The sequence below is a fragment of the Porphyrobacter sp. THAI-01a genome (assembly GCF_056868655.1).
The window spans coordinates 2,866,754-2,882,541 of record NZ_CP180579.1 but is presented as its reverse complement, the minus strand read 5'-3'; the positions used below and the strand labels follow the sequence as shown (position 1 = coordinate 2,882,541).

Sequence of the window (15,788 nt, the reverse complement as noted above, 5' to 3'; positions counted from 1 at the left end):
CCGGCCCCATCGGCGCGCCGAGCGTTCCGGCAGGCGCCGTCCAGGCCTATTTCAATCCCGAGGAATGCCCGCCGATCGCGCAGATCGCCTACATGCCCGCGCCGCTTCCCCCGCTTCCCCCGATCTCGGGCGGCGGCGGGCCGGGTGGCGGCTGGGGCGGCGGCTTTGGCGGCTTCGGCGGCGGCCTGGGCTTCGGCGGTGGCGGTTTCTTCGGCGGCTTCTTCGGCGGCGGCGGTTCGTCCTCGGGCGACGTCTCGGTGGTGAGCACCACCACCACCGGCGGCGGCACCAGCGGCACGACCTCGGGCGATTTCCCGCCGGCCCCGCCGACCTCGTCGGGCTTCCCTCCGGCGCCTCCGACCTCATCGGGCTTCCCGCCGGCACCGCCCACCAGCAGCGGCACGACCAGCAGCGGCATCGTGATCGACATCCGGATCGACAATTCGACCTCGACGACCTCGTCCTCGGGCCAGATCACCTCGTCGACCGGGGCGGTGTCGACCTCGACCTCGACCGGCGCCGTGTCGAGCAGCACCGGTGCGGTGTCTAGCACCAGCACTTCCGGCAATGTCTCGTCGTCGACCGGTTCGGTGTCGAGCTCGTCTGGCAATGTCTCGAGCAGCACCGGCAGCGTCTCGAGCTCCTCGGGCAACGTCTCCAGTTCCTCGGGCAATGTGTCGAGCAGCACCGGCGGGGTATCGAGTTCGTCCGGCAACGTCTCCAGCTCGTCCGGCAACGTGTCGAGCTCGTCGGGCAACGTCAGTTCCTCGACCGGTGGCGTGACAAGTTCGGGTTCGTCGTCCTCGTCTTCCTCGAGTTCGTCGTCCTCCTCCTCGTCGTCTTCGTCCTCGTCCTCGTCTTCTTCTTCCGGCGGAAGCAGCGGCAAGCCGGGGGGCAGTTCGGGCGGCTCGGGTTCGGGCTCGTCCTCGTCCGGATCGTCGAGCAGCAGTTCGTCGTCTTCGTCTTCGTCTTCGTCCTCATCGGGCGGAAGCAGCGGCAAGCCGGGCGGCAGCTCGTCCTCGGGTTCCTCGGGCGGTAGCTCGTCCTCCTCGTCCTCCTCTTCGAGTAGCAGCTCCTCGTCGTCCTCGTCCTCGGGCGGGGCGACCAGCGGCGGCAGCACCTCGGGCGACATGACCAGCAGCACCAGCAGCTCGTCGAGCAGCAGCTCCTCGTCGAGCTCCAGCTCCTCGACCTCGACAGGGTCGAGCGGATCTTCCGGCTCCAGCGGGTCCTCGGGATCGAGCTCCTCTAGCAGCAGCAGCTCGTCTTCCTCGTCTTCGTCGAGCAGCAGCAGCTCCTCCTCGACTTCGGGCGGTCACGATGTCCCGGCTCCGCCGATGACGATCCTGTTCGGCCTCGCGGCGGCGGCGATCCTGCGGCGCCGGCACATTACCGGCGCTTGAGAGGCAACGGACGCCGCCCGATCAGGCGGGGTTGATCAGGCGCCACGGCTCCTGGCGGTACCAGCGGGTGATGATGTGCTTGATGCCGCGCTTGACCGGCATCCCGGCGTGCAGCGTCGCCATATTCGGGTGCCCGTCGGGGGTCATGTTGTTCCACAGCATCAGCGTGCCGGTCTCCGGACGGAAGCTGTGGCCGAGCTTGGGAAAATCGGTCTCCCCGCCCTCGCGCGGCTCGTTGAGCCAGATCATCGCCGTCCAGGTGCGCTGACCGCCACGGCTGGCTTCATGCTGCCAGTAGCCTTCGCCGACCGCGAAGAAATCGAAGTGGTGCTTGTACTGCTGCCCGGCCTGGTATCGCTGCCCCTGGATCACCTCGCCGTGGTTGTCGTCGATGCCCATCAGGTCCGAGATGTATTGCTCGCAGCTTCGCGTGAGCGGGTCGTTGCGGCCGAAATGGTGGGTGAAGCTGGTGCGGAAGCCCTCGCGCTCGGTGCCGCGGTAGAGGGTCGAGGGCGTCGCTTGGTGGTTGATGACGTGCACGATCTCGCGGCAATCGCTGCGCTTGAGGAAGCCCTTCACGCGGAACACCTCGGCCCGGTCGGTGGCGATGCGCTCGACCGCGGGATGGCGCAGCAGGCGCTCGCGCACGATGTGACCGAACCACGCGAGCTTGCGCGGGTCGGCCATCGGATCGAAGGCGGTGAGGGTCCCGGTCATCCCGCCGCATTAGCACGGCAGGGTTAACGCCCGGTCAGCGTTTGGCGACCGGCTGGCCCGCAGCCTCCCAGGCGATGATGCCGCCCTCGAGGTGCGTTGCCGGAGCGCCTGTCGCCTCGGCCAGCTTTTCGGCGGCGATCGCCGAGCGGCGGCCCGAGCGGCAGTAGAGCACCACCTCGCGCCCGTCGTCCGTGGCGATCGCGGCGGGATCGAAGCGGTCAAGCGCGATGTGTTCGGCGCCGGGGATGGTGCCCTCGGCCACTTCCTCGTCGGTGCGCACGTCGATCAGGCGGACATCGCCCGCCTTGATCCGTTCGGCGAGTTCCTCGGGCGAGAGCGACACGAGCGACGCCTTCGCGGGCAGCGGGGCTGCCGCATCGTCCGTCGTCGCCGCCATCGCCAGTTCGAAGCCGAGCGGCCCGGCCGGTGCATCGCCCTTCCTGCCCTCGCCGCTTTCGCCCCCGCAGGCCGCCAGCGCCAGCATCAGCGGCGCGAGCGGGAGGGGCGACATCAGCAGGGCGAAGTCGGTGCGGGTCATGCCTCTCCTTATGCCGCAAGCTTGCGCAGAACGTAATGGAGAATGCCGCCGTGGCGATAATACTCCATCTCGTTCGCGGTATCGATGCGGCACAGGGCGGTGAAGCTGAACTGCGAACCGTCTTCACGGGTGACTTCGACCGTGACGTCCTGGCCCGGCACCAGATCGGCAAGGCCGCGGATCGAGAAGCTGTCGGTGGCCGCAAGGCCCAGCGTCTCGCGGGTGTCGCCTTCCTTGAACTGGAGCGGCAGCACGCCCATGCCGACGAGGTTCGAGCGGTGGATGCGCTCGAAGCTCTCAACGATCACCATCCGCACGCCGAGCAGGATCGTGCCCTTGGCCGCCCAGTCGCGCGAGGAGCCGGTGCCGTATTCCTTGCCGCCGATGACGACGAGGGGCGTGCCGTCTTCCTTGTGCTTCATCGCCGCGTCGTAGATCGGCATGGTCTCGCCGCCATAGGTCGAGAAGCCGCCTTCGACGCCGGGGACCATCTCGTTCTTGATGCGGATGTTGGCGAAGGTGCCGCGCATCATCACTTCGTGGTGGCCGCGGCGCGAGCCGTAGGAGTTGAAGTCCTTCTTGGTGACCTGGTTCGACATCAGGAACTTGCCCGCAGGCGAGTCTTCCTTGATCGAGCCGGCCGGCGAGATGTGGTCGGTGGTGACGCTGTCGCCGAGGATCGCCAGCGGCTTGGCATCGACGATGTCGGTGACCGGCGCCGGGGTCATCGTCATGCCCTCGAAATAGGGGGGGTTGGCGACATAGGTCGACCCGGCGCGCCACTGGTAGGTGTCCGAGGGCTCGACGGTGATCGCCTGCCAGTGCTCGTCACCGTCATAGACGTTGGCGTAGCGCGATTCGAACATCGAACGGTCGATGTTGGCGGCGCGGTGCTCGGCGATTTCGGCGTTGGTCGGCCACAGGTCGGCGAGCATCACCGGCGCGCCGTTCTGGTCGTGGCCGATCGGGGTGGTGGTGATGTCCTCGGTGACGGTGCCCTTCAGCGCATAGGCGACCACCAGCGGCGGCGAGGCGAGGAAGTTCGCGCGCACGTCGGGCGAGACGCGGCCCTCGAAGTTGCGGTTACCCGACAGGACCGAGGCGGCGACGATGTCGTTGCCGTTGATCGCGGCGCTGATGGGCGCCGCCAGAGGCCCCGAGTTGCCGATGCAGGTGGTGCAGCCGTAGCCGACGAGATCGAAGCCGACCGCGTCGAGGTGCTCCTGTAGGCCCGACTTCACGAGGTAGTCGGTGACGACCTGCGAGCCCGGCGCGAGCGAGGTCTTGACCCACGGCTTGGGCTTGAGGCCGCGCTCGTTCGCCTTCTTGGCGACGAGGCCGGCGGCGATCAGCACGTCGGGGTTGGAGGTGTTGGTGCAGCTGGTGATGGCGGCGATCACCACGTCGCCGTCACCGATGTCGTGGTCCTTGCCGTCCACGCCGACGCGGGCCGGGGCGCTCTTGCCGTAGACCTTGGTAAGGTCGGAGTTGAACAGGTCGTCGACCTCGGGGAGGATCACCTTGTCTTGCGGGCGCTTCGGCCCGGCGAGGCTGGGTACGACGGTCGCCATGTCGAGCGAGAGGGTCTTGGTGAAGACCGGCACGTTGGCCGGATCGAACCACATGCCCTGCGCCTTGGCGTAGGCCTCGACCAGCGCGATGGTTTCCTCGCTGCGGCCGGTGAGGCGCAGGTAGTCGAGGGTCTTGTCGTCGATGCCGAAGAAGCCGCAGGTCGCGCCGTACTCGGGGGCCATGTTGGCGATGGTCGCACGGTCGGCGAGGGTGAGGTTGGCGACGCCCGGGCCGTAGAACTCGACGAAGCGGCCGACGACGCCGACCTGGCGGAGCATCTGGACGCAGGTCAGCACGAGGTCGGTCGCGGTCACGCCCTCGGCCATCGCGCCTTCGAGGTAGAAGCCGACCACTTCGGGGATCAGCATCGAGACCGGCTGGCCGAGCATCGCGGCTTCCGCCTCGATCCCGCCGACGCCCCAGCCCAGCACGCCGAGGCCGTTGATCATGGTGGTGTGGCTGTCGGTGCCGACGCAGGTGTCGGGATAGGCGACCATCACGCCGTCAGGGCCTTCGGAAGACCATACCGCGCGGGCGAGATGCTCGAGGTTCACCTGGTGGCAGATGCCGGTGCCCGGGGGCACGGCGGTGAAGTTCTGGAAGCTCTTGGAGCCCCACTTGAGGAAGTCGTAGCGTTCGGCATTGCGCTCGTATTCGAGCGCCATGTTGGCTTCCATCGCCTTGGGGTGGCCGAACTCGTCGACCATCACCGAGTGGTCGATCACGAGGTTGACCGGCACCAGCGGGTTGATCTTGGCGGTGTCGCCGCCGAGCTTCTTGATCGCGTCGCGCATCGCGGCGAGGTCGACCACGCAGGGCACGCCGGTGAAGTCCTGAAGAAGCACGCGCGCCGGGCGGTACTGGATTTCCTCGCCGGTGACGGGGTTGTTCTGCCAGTCGACCAGCGCCTGGATGTGCGAGCGGTCGACCGTGAAGCCGCCGTCCTCGAAGCGCAGCAGGTTCTCCAGCAGCACCTTCATCGAGATCGGAAGGCGGGAGATGTCGCCCAGCTGCTCGGCCGCCTTGGCCAGCGAGTAATAGGCGTACTGCTTGCCGTTCACGTCAAGCATCTGGCGGGTGCCGAGCGAATCCTGGCCGATAGCGGTCATGAGAGGGTTTCCATCCTTCTGGTTGTCCCGCCCCCGATCCACCAAGGGCTTGGGATTTCGCCCGCGCTCCTGCGCCGCCTCGCGCGCGAGGTCAAGGGGGGCGCCGTCGGGAAATGGTCTCAGGCGGCGGCGACCGGGGCGGCGCGCTGCGGGCGGGTGGCGAGCCAGCAGCCGGTGACGATCAGCGCCGTGCCGGCCAGCGTCGGCAGCGTCACCGGCTCGCGGAAGAACAGCCAGCCCATGCCGGCCGCCCAGACGAAGCCCGAATACTCGGTCGGCACCAGCACACTAGCCTCGGCACGGGCATAGGCCCAGGCGATCGACAGCGAGCCCGCGACGGTCAGCGCGCCGGCCACCACCAGCGGCCACAGCGCCGCGGCCTCGGGCGGCTGCCACAGCACCGGCGCCAGCGTCAGCAGCACCAGCCCGCCGATCCCGCTGTGGAAGGTCGCGATCTCGAGCGGTCCGGCCACCTGCGCCTGCCGCCTGATGACGATGAAGTTATAGGCGTAGAGCAGCGCCGAGACCATCAGCGAGGCGATGCCCCAGGCGGCGTCCTCGTCGAACCGGCCCTCGCCGATCCGCCCGCCGACGATCACCAGCGTGCCCGCGAAGCCGAGCAGGCTCGCCCCGATCGCGGCGCGGCTGATCGTCTCGCCCAGCAGCACCCGGGCGAGGTAGAGCGCGATCAGCGGGGCGATGAAGGAGAGGGCGATCGCCTCGGCGAGCGGCAGCAGGGTCAGCGAATGGAAGAAGGTCAGCGCCATGAAGGCCGACACCACGCCGCGCTCGGCATGGAGCCGCCAGACCGCGCGGGTCGGCATGGCGGGCCCGCGCGAGAGCCACACCGGCGCGATCAGCGCCGCCCCGATGAAGGCGCGCAGCACCGTCGCGGTATAGGCCCCGATCAGGAGCGAGGCCTCCTTCATGAAGGCGTCCATGAGCGACAGGAACCCGACTCCGGCAAGCGCGGCGGCGAAGGGCAGCAGGGCGGGGCGGTGCGGCGGCATGAGCGGTGCCATAGGCCTGCGGGCGCGCGAGGTCACGCTGCGGCCACAGGGGTGTGAACATTAATGCAGGTGAAAGCCAAGATGGTTGATAGCGGCATGGCGCTGCGCGTAAGGTCGCGGCGCGGTTGGTGCGGCGCAAGGATGCCGGCACGGGGCAAAAAGGCAGCAAGTGATGATCAGGTTTTCGGGCAGACTGGCTGGCGGCGCAGCGATCGCCGCGCTGGTGGCGACGGCGACGGCGGCGATGGCGCAGGAGGGCGGGGCGCTCAAGGGGCCCGGCGTGATCCGCGGCGGCCAGCAGACCGGCGGGCCGGTGACCGTGCAGATTCCCGCGCCCGCGCCCAGCCCCTCGCCGACGCCCAAGAGCTCGGATGCCTTCACCCAGGCCTTCCCGACCGTCTCCGAACCGGTGGTGCAGGGCGGCGACAAGCCCGTGGTCCCGCTGGTGCAGGACTGGACCGTGGCCAACGCCGCCAGGCTCGTCGCGGTGATCGAGGGGATCGGCGCCGAGGGGCTCGACCCCAAGGACTACGACCTCGCCCCGCTCAAGGTCGCGCTCGCCTCCGGCCCGTCGAAGGAGCTGAACGAGCTCGCCTCGCAGAGCTTCATCTGGCTGGTCGAGGACCTGCGCGACGGGCGCACCCCGATGGAGGCGCGCCAGCAGTGGTTCGTGGTCGATCCCGACCGCGAGGCCCACCCCTCGGGCGAGGTGCTGGCCGAGGCGCTGAGGACCGGTGACATCGCCGGCACCCTCGCCAAGCTGAACCCCACCCACCCCGATTACGCCAAGCTCAAGGCGGAACTGGCCGCGACCCCCGCGAGCAATGCCGCCCGCCGCAAGCTGATCCGCGCCAACATGGACCGCTGGCGCTGGCTGGCGCGCGACCTCGGCTCGCAATACCTCATCACCAACGTGCCCGAGTTCCAGCTCCGGCTGACGGTCAAGAACCGCATCATCAGCACCTACCGCACGATCGTCGGCAAGCCGGGGCGCACCGCCACCCCGCAGCTCGCCGAGATGGTCGAGGGTGTGGTCTTCAACCCGACCTGGACGGTGCCGCAGTCGATCGTCAAGGGCGAGGGGCTGGGCGCCCGCGCGCTCGCCAATCCTGCCTGGGCCAAGCGCAACGGCTATGTCGCGACCAAGGGCGCCAACGGCTACATCACCGTGGTCCAGCAGCCCGGGCCGGGCAATTCGCTCGGGCAGATGAAGCTCGAGATGCCCAACCCGCACGCGATCTTCTTCCACGACACGCCCTCGCGGCACCTCTTCGCCAATGCCGACCGGGCGCTCAGCCACGGCTGCGTGCGGACCGAGCGGGCGCTGGAGCTGGCGATGACGATGGCGATCCTCGGCAAGGGCGCGACCAAGGAGGAAGCGGTCGCGATCTCGACCTCGGGCAAGTACACCAAGGTGATGCTCGAGAAGCAGTGGGCGGCCTACATCACCTATTTCACCATGGCGACCGACATCAACGGCCAGATGGCGACCTTCAAGGACATCTACGGCCGCGACGCGCCGGTGCTCGCCAGCCTCGACAAGCCGCGGGTGCGCAACCGCAGCATCCTGCCGACGGACGAGGTGATCGTGATCGAGGACGATCTGCGCGACAGCTAAGGGGCCAAGGCGAAGTTTACAAAGTTGACACTGTAAACTTCGCAATCCTACAGGAATATCTCTGCCATTTCATTGGCTTGCAGGCCAAAACCGAAGTTGACAGGTGTTCGGCGCGTTTTCCCGCTCGAGCTACAGTGCGGCAGGGCTTCGACGATGCGAAAGATCGGCTGCCTGCCTAGCTTTCGCCCGCCGGGTAGGAAAGCGTCCTAGTAGGCCGAGAGAGCAGGACGCGCGCCGGCCTCGAACGGGGCGCGCTCATAGAGCGCAAGCTCCGGCACCGGCTGGATCGAGCCGTCTTCCTCCAGCCCCATCGAATCCGCATAGAGCAGCCGCCCGCCCGAAAGGTGCAGCAGCGCCTCGCGGAACTGTTCGGTGCCCATTGCGAAGCACCCGTTGGAGCGGCCGAGGCGACCGAATTTCTCGAGGTGCGACGTCTCGGCATAGCTGGCGTGATGCATCACGATGTAGCGCCTGAGCGCCGCCTCGTTGGTGTGGTCGAGCCCGCCCAGGCGCACCGAGGTGCCGTAGCGGCCCTTGTACCATTCCCACGTCACATAGGCGCCGCGGCTGGTCGCGTTCGAGCCTTCGGTGTTCGAGAATTGCTTGAGCCAGCCGTCATGCTGCGGGTCGGAGCCCATCCCGTGGCTGACATGGTGCGAGACGATCTCGCCGCGTTCGAGATTGACGAAGTGGAAGCGCGGCTTGGCCGAATGCAGGCCGAAATCGGCGATGCCGACGATGTCGTGCCGCCAGATCGAACTGCCGGCGCGGGCCAGCTCGCGCTTGGCGATGTCGAACAGGATGCGGTCGCGCGGGGAGCCGGTCCTCACCGAGGCGAAAAGGCGCGCAGGCAGCGCCAGTGTCGCTCCCGCTGCCAGAGTGCCCTTCAGAATGTCGCGACGCTTCATTGTTCCCCAACGTAACCCGCGCGCGGCTGGTTCCCAATAAGGGTGTCAACGGTTCATCGCAGCTGTGCCCCGATTCGTGGAGCGCGGTGCGGGAAATGCGGCGTTCTCCTGCGCCATCGCGAGCATCGAGGCGGCATGGCGGGCGGCGACGGCGCGCGCATCGTCGCCGTAACCGCCGCCCAATGCGCTGGCGACGACAAGGCCACGAGCGCGGCACGACCCGACAACGAAGCGGTCGCGCAGCGCCAGCCCCGCGTCGGTCAGGGCGAGCCGCCCGAGCTTGTCGTCGCGGTGCGGATCGACCCCCGCCTGATAGAGCACGAAATCGGGGGCGAAGCCCTCCAGCACCTGCGGCAGGTGGCGCGCGAGGGCCTCCATGTAGCCATCGTCGTCGAGCCCGTCGGGCAGGCCGACATCGAGGCTGGAGCGGGCCTTCCTCACGGGGAAGTTCTTTTCGGCATGGAGCGAGAGGGTGAAGATGTCCTCCCGCCCGGCGGTGAGGCTCGCGGTGCCGTCGCCCTGATGCACGTCGCAGTCGACGATCAGCACCCGGGAGGCCTGCGCTTCTGCGATCAGGCGGTTGGCCGTCACGGCGAGGTCGTTGAAGACGCAGTAGCCCGCGCCCGTGTCGTGGAGCGCATGGTGGCTCCCGGCGGCGCTGTTCGCCGCATAGCCGTGCCGCAGGGCAAGCTGCGCCGCGAGCCAGGTGCCGCCGTTGGTGTGGCGCACGCGGGAGGTGATCGCTGGGGTGACGGGAAAGCCGATCCGCCGCTCCTTGTGGCGGGGGACTTCGGCGCGCAGCACCTCGTCGACATAGTCGGGGCAATGCACCGCCTCGAGCCATTCGCGGGGCATGGGTTCGGGGGCATGGACGGTCAGCGGCGCACCCGAGGCGCGCAGTTCCTCCATGACCAGATAGTATTTGTCGAAGCGGAAGGTGCCGCGTTCCGGGCGCGGGGCCATGTAGTCGGCATGGTGCACGACGTGGAGCATGGCGTCACAGCCAGCCGGAGTGTTCGGCGAGGATCTTGCACCCGAGGCCGATGAGGATGATGCCCCCCGCGCGTTCGGCCCATTCGCCGAGGTGATCGCCCGCGCGCCGCCCCAGCGCCACGCCCGCCCCGCTCAGGGCGAAGGTGACGAGGCCGATCAGGCCGACTGCCGTCAGCGGCGCGACGCCCAGCGTCGGCAGGGTGATGCCCGCCGCCAGCGCGTCGATGCTGGTTGCCACCCCTGCCACCAGCAGCGCCCGACCGGTGAGCGCACGGGCGGCCTCCGCCTCGCCGACATGCCCGCCGAGCATCCGCAGGCCTAGGAAGGAGAGCAGGCCGAAGGCGATCCAGTGGTCGATCGCCGCGACATAGGCCAGCGCCACCGCGCCGATGCCCCAGCCGATCAGCGGCATCACCGCCTGGAAGGTGCCGAAGGTCGCCGCGATGGCGAGGCCCCCCGCTGCCGAGGGCCGGAACCGCGCGCCCTGCGTCAGCGCGACGGCGAAGGCGTCCATCGCCAGCGCCAGCGCGAGCAGCAGCGCCGCGATCACGGCGCGGGCTGCCCGGCAAGGGCGGCGAGCTCGGCGTGGATCGCCGCCTCGCTGCGGCTTGCGGCGTTGCGCCATGAAGCGGCGGTGTCGAGGTTCACGGCTTGGCCCTTTGCGGTCAGCACCAGCAGCGCGGGGGTGCCGGCCATTTCGGCAAGGCCGAAGCGGCGGGCGATGTCGAGATTGCGCCCCTCGCCGGTCTGGGGCGTGCCGACATCGACGAAGACGACCTCGTAGCTTTGCGCCGCCAGCGCGGCGAAGCGTGGGGTTTCCAGCCACCCGGCGAGCGCGCGGCTGTCGTGACACCAGTTCGCGCCCAGCACCAGCAGCACCCGCTTGCCGCTCGCCGCGGCGCGGGCGAGCGCGGCGTCGACATCGCGCGCGGCGTCGGCTTCGGCGGCGTAGGGGCGTGCCTCGGGATGGGCCGCCGCGTCAGGCGTCGTCGCGCAGGCGGCAAGCGCCAGTGCGAGGCCCGCGGCCCAGGCGCGGCGGATCACTCTGCGGCGACGGCTGCTTGCGGCGCCGCGTGGGGATCGAAGGCGGTGGCCTCCCCGCGCTCGATCTCGGCGGCCTTTTCCTCGACGAGGCGCACGATGTGGTCGAGCATGTCCTCGTCCTGCACGGTGTGGTCGGTCACGCCGCGCAGGTAGACCATGTGCTTGCCCGCGCCGCCCCCGGTGAGGCCGATGTCGGTCTCGCGCGCCTCGCCCGGGCCGTTGACGACGCAGCCGAGGATCGAGAGGCTCATGGGCGTCTTGATGTGTTCGAGCCGCTGCTCCAGCGCCTCGACCGTGCGGATCACGTCGAAGCCCTGGCGCGAGCACGAAGGGCACGAGACGATGCGCACGCCACGGGTTCTGAGGCCGAGAGCCTTGAGCATCTCGAAGCCGACCTTGATCTCCTGCTCCGGCTCGGCCGACAGCGAGACGCGGATGGTGTCGCCGATCCCGGCCCAGAGCAGCGAGCCGATGCCAATGCTCGACTTGACGGTCCCGCCGATCAGCCCACCGGCCTCGGTGATCCCGAGGTGCAGCGGGCAATCCACGGTCTCGGCGAGGCCGTGATAGGCGGCCACGGCAAGGAACACGTCGGAGGCCTTCACCGCCACCTTGTATTCGTGGAAGTCGTGGTCCTGCAGCAGCTTGATGTGATCCAGCGCGCTTTCGATCAGGGCCTCGGGGCAGGGCTCGCCGTACTTCTCCAGCAGGTCCTTTTCCAGCGAACCGGCATTGACCCCGATGCGGATCGCGCAGCCATTGGCCTTGGCGGCGCGCACCACTTCGGCGACGCGGTCGGCCGAGCCGATGTTGCCGGGGTTGATGCGCAGGCACGCCGCGCCCGCGTCTGCCGCTTCCAGCGCGCGCTTGTAGTGGAAGTGGATGTCGGCGACCACCGGGATGCGCGCGGCGCGGGTGATCTGCTTGAAGTTCGCGGTGGATTCCTCGGTCGGGCAGGACACCCGGATGATGTCCGCGCCCACTTCCTCGCAGCGGCGGATCTGGTCGATCGTCGCCTTCACGTCCTCGGTGGGCGTGTTGGTCATGGTCTGCACGGTGATGGGCGCATCCCCGCCAACGGGGACGTTGCCGACCATGATCTGACGGCATTTGCGGCGCTCGATCGTGCGCCAGGGACGGATGCTGGACATGGGAACGCATATAGCCGCGCGCACGTGACGGGGCAATGACCGCGCGCACGCGCTTGACACGGGCCCTGCCCGCGGCAGTCTGCGAGGGCCGAAGGGGAGAAACCATGCTGACCGAAACCGCGACCGAACTGCGCAGCGCGAGCCCGAGCCTGCTGATGCGGGCGATCAAGTGGCTGGTGAGCCGGCAGGAACCGGTCTTCCCGCTCGACGAGGCGGGGTTCCACGCCGCGATGGCGGGCCGCACGCTGCCACTCGACGCGCCGATGCCCGAAGGTTTCCGCAAGCGTTTCGCGGTCGAGGAGCGCGAGGTGCTCGGCCACAAGGTGGTGACGCTCCACCCCAAGAGCGGGCCGGGCGCATGGCACATGATCTATTTCCACGGCGGCGGCTTCGTGCGGCCGATGTTCAAGGTGCACTGGCCGCTGGTCGCCGAGATGGTGAAGCGGTGCGGAATCAGCGTCACCGTGCCGCTCTACCCGGTGGTGCCCGAGGCGAGCTACGCCGCGCAGGACGCGCTGGCCGACGCGGTCCATGCCGATCTCGTCGCGCGGCACGATCCGGCGAAAATCATCCTCAATGGCGACAGCGCCGGCGGGCACATGGCGCTCGCGCTGGCGCTGCGGCTGGCAGGCGGGAGCGGACCGCTGCCGGGCAAGCTCGCGCTGTTCGCGCCGTGGCTCGATCTCGGCCTCGCCGACCCGGCCATCGCTGCGGTCGAGCCGCATGACGTGATGCTCAAGATCGGCACCCTGCGCGCCTGCGGGGCACTGGTGGCCGAGGGCCGGGAGCTGGACGATCCGGCGGTGAGCCCGCTCTACGCGCCCGCCGAGGCGCTCGCCCAGCTCCCGCCGACCCGCATCTTCACCGGGCGGCACGACCTGTTCATCGTCGATTCGCGGACCTTTCTCGCCCGCCTGCGCGCCGCGGGCGTGGATGCGAAGCTCTACGAATACGAGGCCGCGCCGCACGTCTTCATGGCGATCACCCCGACCCGCGAGGCGAAGGACGTGATCCGCCTGCTGGCGGAGTTCATCGCCGCCTAGCTCGGGAACTTCGCCCCCGTCAGCTGCTCGCTCAGCGCCCATAGCCTTTCGGCATAGCTGGGGTTGAGCGCGTAGGAGCGCACGCCGCTCACCTGGGATTCGTCGTCCACTTCGGCAACGTGGCAGTCCTCGCAATAGACCCCGCCGCGCCCTTCGAGTTCCTCCGCGGTCGCCGCCCAGCAGCTCGTCGCGGCGCCTTGGGGAATGGTCTTCCAGCGGAAGTTGCTGTCCGATGTGGTCACCCGCTGCATCAGCCCGTCACGCATCTCGGGCGACATGTGCCGCCCGAGATTGGTCTCGATCCCGCCCGGGTGCACCGCATAGGCGTGGATGCCGAGCACCGCGAAGTGCTGCTCCAGACCGACGGTGAACAGCACGTTGGCGGTCTTGGACTGGCCGTAGCTCGTCCAGGGATCATAGGGGCGGTGCTGGTAGTTCGGGTCCTCGAAATTGACCGGCCCCATGAAGTGCCCGCGGCTCGACAGGTTGACGATGCGCTTCAGGTGCCCGCGCTCGATCAGCGGCATGAGTTCCGCCGTGAGCGCGAAGTGGCCGAGGTGGTTGGTCCCGAACTGCATCTCGAACCCGTCGGCCGTGTGCAGGAAGGGTGTCGCCATCACGCCCGCATTGTTGATGAGGATGTCGATCTTCTGGAACCGCTGGCGCGCGCGCGAGGTGGCGGCGCGGATGTTCTCGAGGCTGGTCAGATCGACGGTGATGGTGTCGAGCTGCGCCCGCGGGTGATCGGCATGGATCGCGGCGACGCTCTCGTCCAGCTTGCCCTGGTCGCGCCCGGCCATGACGACATGCGCGCCCCTGCTCGCCAGCGCGCGGGCGGTCTCCTGCCCCAGCCCCGAATTCGCGCCGGTGACGAACACCGTGCGCCCCGACAGGTCCTTGCCTTCCAGCACCTCGTCGGTGGTGCTCGCCCAGCCGAATTCGCTCATCGTCCCTCTCCCGTGGTTACAGCTTGAGCTCATACAGGAATTCGGGGTCGATATGTTCCCCGACCCTGAAGGTAATGTCGGCGATCTTGCCGAAGCCGTGGCGCTGATAGAAGCGCTGGGCGCCGAAGTTCTCGGCATAGACGCTGAGCAGCACCGCATCGTGGCCGTGCTCGCGCGCGTGGGCGAGCGCCCAGTCCATCAGCTGCGCACCGATCCCGCCGCCGGTGAAGCCCGGCAGGGCATAGAGCTGGCCCAGTTCAATGGGGTCGCGCGCGTCGGTGTATGCGCCGAACTTCGTGGGGTAGCGCAGCTTGCAGAAGGCGACGAGGCTGCCCTCCACCTCGACGAGGCGGTGGGTGCATTCATCGCCCGCGATCTCGCCGGTGACGGCCTCGGGGTCGTGCACCTCGGCGAGGAAGGCGGCGAGGTCCTCGGGGCGGTAGAGGTGCCCGAAGGCGGCGACGAAGGTGTCGGCGCCGAGCTTCGCAAGGGCGGGGGCGTCGGCAAGGGTGGCGGGGCGCAGGATCATGCACTCGCCCTAGCGCGCGGGGGGCGTGCTGTTAAGCTGGCGAAAGCCGCAGGGCCGCGTTACACCCCTGCCCCATGAAGAAGCTCATCGCGCTCGCCGCTCTCGCCCTCATGACCCAGCCCGCCCTTGCCGAAGACGCCCCCGAATGGTCGCTCGCCATCCACGGCGGCGCGGGCACGCTCGATCCGGCGCAGATGACGCCCGATAAACGTGCCGCCTACGAGGCGGATCTGCAACGCGCGCTCGATGCGGGGTCGAAGATCCTCGCCGAGGGCGGCGATGCGATGGACGCGATCAAGGCGGCGATCATCATCATGGAGGATTCGCCCCTGTTCAACGCCGGCAAGGGCGCGGTGTTCACCTGGGACGGCACCAACGAGCTCGACGCCTCGATCATGGACGGGCGCGACCGGTCCGCCGGGGCGATCGCGGGGGTGAAGACGGTGAAGAACCCGATCCTCCTTGCTGACAGGGTGCGCACGGACAGCGAGCACGTGTTCCTGATGGGCGCGGGCGCCGAGGCCTTCGCCGCCAGCAAGGGCTTCGCCGTCACCCCGCCCGAATACTTCGCCACGCCCGCGCGCCGCGAATCGCTGGAGCGGCTGAAGGCCGAGAGGCTCTCCGCGCTCGATGTCGATCACAAGTTCGGCACGGTGGGCGCGGTGGCGCTCGACAAGAAGGGCAATCTCGCGGCCGGCACCTCGACCGGCGGGATGACCGGCAAGCGGTGGGGGCGCATCGGCGATGCCCCGGTGATCGGCGCGGGCACCTATGCCGACAACCGCGCCTGCGCGGTCTCGGCGACCGGCTGGGGCGAGTATTTCCTGCGCGTCGGCGTCGCCCACGAGATCTGCGCGCGGCTGCGCGCGACGGTCGAGGTCAAGGCCGCGATGGCGGACGACACGGCGCCCGATCCCGTCGTGCGCACCGAGGAGGTGCAGTACATCGCCGATGCGGTGATGGAGGACGTGAGGCAGATGGGAGGCGATGGCGGGGTGATCCTCGTCACCCCCGCCGGGCAGGCGGTCTTCAGCTTCAACACCACCGGCATGTATCGCGGCCGGGCGAACAGTGCGGGGCTGAACGAGGTGGCGATCTTCGGCGGCGAGGAAAGGGCCTCGGCGACGCCGGATCATTGAGCGGCAACCAAACCCGTTCGTGCTGAGCTTGTCGAAGCACCGTCCTTCCTTCTCGACCTTGAAAGAA

15 protein-coding genes are annotated in these 15,788 nt (G+C 68.9%); 3 read left to right on the top strand and 12 right to left on the bottom strand.

Translation table 11 applies throughout. From position 1 onward, the window contains the following. Window positions 1-88: 88 nt before the first annotated feature. From ACMX37_RS13860 to ACMX37_RS13840, 5 genes are all read right to left on the bottom strand, one after another. Window positions 89-1,144: a hypothetical protein gene (locus tag ACMX37_RS13860; RefSeq protein ID WP_483146490.1), complete on the bottom strand. Its 1,056-nt coding sequence runs from the start codon at window positions 1,142-1,144 to the stop codon at window positions 89-91. 280 nt (window positions 1,145-1,424) lie between these two features. Continuing rightward, complete coding sequence (locus ACMX37_RS13855) at window positions 1,425-2,120, bottom strand: prolyl hydroxylase family protein (RefSeq protein WP_483146489.1); 696 nt, start codon at window positions 2,118-2,120, stop codon at window positions 1,425-1,427. A 34-nt stretch (window positions 2,121-2,154) separates the two neighbouring features. Then, window positions 2,155-2,658: a rhodanese-like domain-containing protein gene (locus ACMX37_RS13850; protein ID WP_483146488.1), complete on the bottom strand. Its 504-nt coding sequence runs from the start codon at window positions 2,656-2,658 to the stop codon at window positions 2,155-2,157. 8 nt (window positions 2,659-2,666) lie between these two features. After that, the gene (acnA, locus tag ACMX37_RS13845) at window positions 2,667-5,339 is read right to left on the bottom strand and encodes an aconitate hydratase AcnA (protein WP_483146487.1); all 2,673 of its coding nucleotides are present in this window, start codon (window positions 5,337-5,339) and stop codon (window positions 2,667-2,669) included. 119 nt (window positions 5,340-5,458) lie between these two features. Continuing rightward, window positions 5,459-6,361, bottom strand: a complete 903-nt coding sequence (locus tag ACMX37_RS13840) for a DMT family transporter (RefSeq protein ID WP_483146486.1) — start codon at window positions 6,359-6,361, stop codon at window positions 5,459-5,461. Window positions 6,362-6,521: 160 nt separating this feature from the next. Here ACMX37_RS13840 and ACMX37_RS13835 point away from each other — a divergent pair, with 160 nt between their 5' ends. Further along, window positions 6,522-7,967, top strand: a complete 1,446-nt coding sequence (locus tag ACMX37_RS13835; protein WP_483146485.1) for a L,D-transpeptidase family protein — start codon at window positions 6,522-6,524, stop codon at window positions 7,965-7,967. 206 nt (window positions 7,968-8,173) lie between these two features. Here ACMX37_RS13835 and ACMX37_RS13830 read toward each other — a convergent pair whose 3' ends face one another. The 5 genes from ACMX37_RS13830 to ispG are packed head-to-tail and all read right to left on the bottom strand — an operon-like array spanning window position 8,174 to window position 12,063. Then, entirely contained in the window at window positions 8,174-8,875 is a 702-nt protein-coding gene (locus tag ACMX37_RS13830; protein WP_483146484.1) for a murein L,D-transpeptidase catalytic domain-containing protein, read from the bottom strand. A gap of 45 nt (window positions 8,876-8,920) precedes the next feature. Continuing rightward, on the bottom strand, window positions 8,921-9,868 hold the full coding sequence (locus ACMX37_RS13825; protein ID WP_483146483.1) for a histone deacetylase family protein: 948 nt from the start codon (window positions 9,866-9,868) through the stop codon (window positions 8,921-8,923). Window positions 9,869-9,872: 4 nt separating this feature from the next. Further along, window positions 9,873-10,418: a manganese efflux pump MntP gene (locus tag ACMX37_RS13820; protein ID WP_483146482.1), complete on the bottom strand. Its 546-nt coding sequence runs from the start codon at window positions 10,416-10,418 to the stop codon at window positions 9,873-9,875. Beyond that, window positions 10,415-10,912, bottom strand: a complete 498-nt coding sequence (locus ACMX37_RS13815; protein ID WP_483146481.1) for a thioredoxin family protein — start codon at window positions 10,910-10,912, stop codon at window positions 10,415-10,417. The genes ACMX37_RS13820 and ACMX37_RS13815 overlap by 4 nt, the downstream gene beginning before the upstream one ends. Then, entirely contained in the window at window positions 10,909-12,063 is a 1,155-nt protein-coding gene (gene ispG, locus ACMX37_RS13810; protein ID WP_483146480.1) for a flavodoxin-dependent (E)-4-hydroxy-3-methylbut-2-enyl-diphosphate synthase, read from the bottom strand. Before ispG ends, ACMX37_RS13815 begins: the two co-directional genes overlap by 4 nt. A gap of 104 nt (window positions 12,064-12,167) precedes the next feature. Here ispG and ACMX37_RS13805 point away from each other — a divergent pair, with 104 nt between their 5' ends. After that, window positions 12,168-13,106: an alpha/beta hydrolase gene (locus ACMX37_RS13805; RefSeq protein ID WP_483146479.1), complete on the top strand. Its 939-nt coding sequence runs from the start codon at window positions 12,168-12,170 to the stop codon at window positions 13,104-13,106. Here the strand turns inward: ACMX37_RS13805 and ACMX37_RS13800 are convergent. Together ACMX37_RS13800 and ACMX37_RS13795 are read right to left on the bottom strand one after the other, a co-directional pair. Then, entirely contained in the window at window positions 13,103-14,053 is a 951-nt protein-coding gene (locus ACMX37_RS13800) for an SDR family NAD(P)-dependent oxidoreductase (RefSeq protein ID WP_483146478.1), read from the bottom strand. The two genes, ACMX37_RS13805 and ACMX37_RS13800, sit on opposite strands and share 4 nt — an antisense overlap. A gap of 16 nt (window positions 14,054-14,069) precedes the next feature. Beyond that, window positions 14,070-14,582 carry a GNAT family N-acetyltransferase gene (locus tag ACMX37_RS13795; RefSeq protein WP_483146477.1) on the bottom strand — a complete coding sequence of 171 codons (513 nt, stop codon included), beginning with the start codon at window positions 14,580-14,582 and terminating at the stop codon, window positions 14,070-14,072. Window positions 14,583-14,656: 74 nt separating this feature from the next. Here ACMX37_RS13795 and ACMX37_RS13790 point away from each other — a divergent pair, with 74 nt between their 5' ends. Next, window positions 14,657-15,721, top strand: a complete 1,065-nt coding sequence (locus ACMX37_RS13790; RefSeq protein WP_483146476.1) for an isoaspartyl peptidase/L-asparaginase family protein — start codon at window positions 14,657-14,659, stop codon at window positions 15,719-15,721. The last annotated feature ends 67 nt before the right edge of the window (window positions 15,722-15,788 follow it).

Excerpts from the sequence above, each read along its gene's own strand:
- ACMX37_RS13855 (WP_483146489.1), bottom strand. The coding sequence starts at position 2,120 with ATGACCGGGACCCTCACCGCCTTCGATCCGATGGCCGACCCGCGCAAG.
- ACMX37_RS13850 (WP_483146488.1), bottom strand. The coding sequence starts at position 2,658 with ATGACCCGCACCGACTTCGCCCTGCTGATGTCGCCCCTCCCGCTCGCG.
- acnA (WP_483146487.1), bottom strand. The coding sequence starts at position 5,339 with ATGACCGCTATCGGCCAGGATTCGCTCGGCACCCGCCAGATGCTTGAC.
- ACMX37_RS13840 (WP_483146486.1), bottom strand. The coding sequence starts at position 6,361 with ATGGCACCGCTCATGCCGCCGCACCGCCCCGCCCTGCTGCCCTTCGCC.
- ACMX37_RS13835 (WP_483146485.1), top strand. The coding sequence starts at position 6,522 with ATGATCAGGTTTTCGGGCAGACTGGCTGGCGGCGCAGCGATCGCCGCG.
- ACMX37_RS13830 (WP_483146484.1), bottom strand. The coding sequence starts at position 8,875 with ATGAAGCGTCGCGACATTCTGAAGGGCACTCTGGCAGCGGGAGCGACA.
- ACMX37_RS13825 (WP_483146483.1), bottom strand. The coding sequence starts at position 9,868 with ATGCTCCACGTCGTGCACCATGCCGACTACATGGCCCCGCGCCCGGAA.
- ispG (WP_483146480.1), bottom strand. The coding sequence starts at position 12,063 with ATGTCCAGCATCCGTCCCTGGCGCACGATCGAGCGCCGCAAATGCCGT.
- ACMX37_RS13805 (WP_483146479.1), top strand. The coding sequence starts at position 12,168 with ATGCTGACCGAAACCGCGACCGAACTGCGCAGCGCGAGCCCGAGCCTG.
- ACMX37_RS13800 (WP_483146478.1), bottom strand. The coding sequence starts at position 14,053 with ATGAGCGAATTCGGCTGGGCGAGCACCACCGACGAGGTGCTGGAAGGC.
- ACMX37_RS13795 (WP_483146477.1), bottom strand. The coding sequence starts at position 14,582 with ATGATCCTGCGCCCCGCCACCCTTGCCGACGCCCCCGCCCTTGCGAAG.
- ACMX37_RS13790 (WP_483146476.1), top strand. The coding sequence starts at position 14,657 with ATGAAGAAGCTCATCGCGCTCGCCGCTCTCGCCCTCATGACCCAGCCC.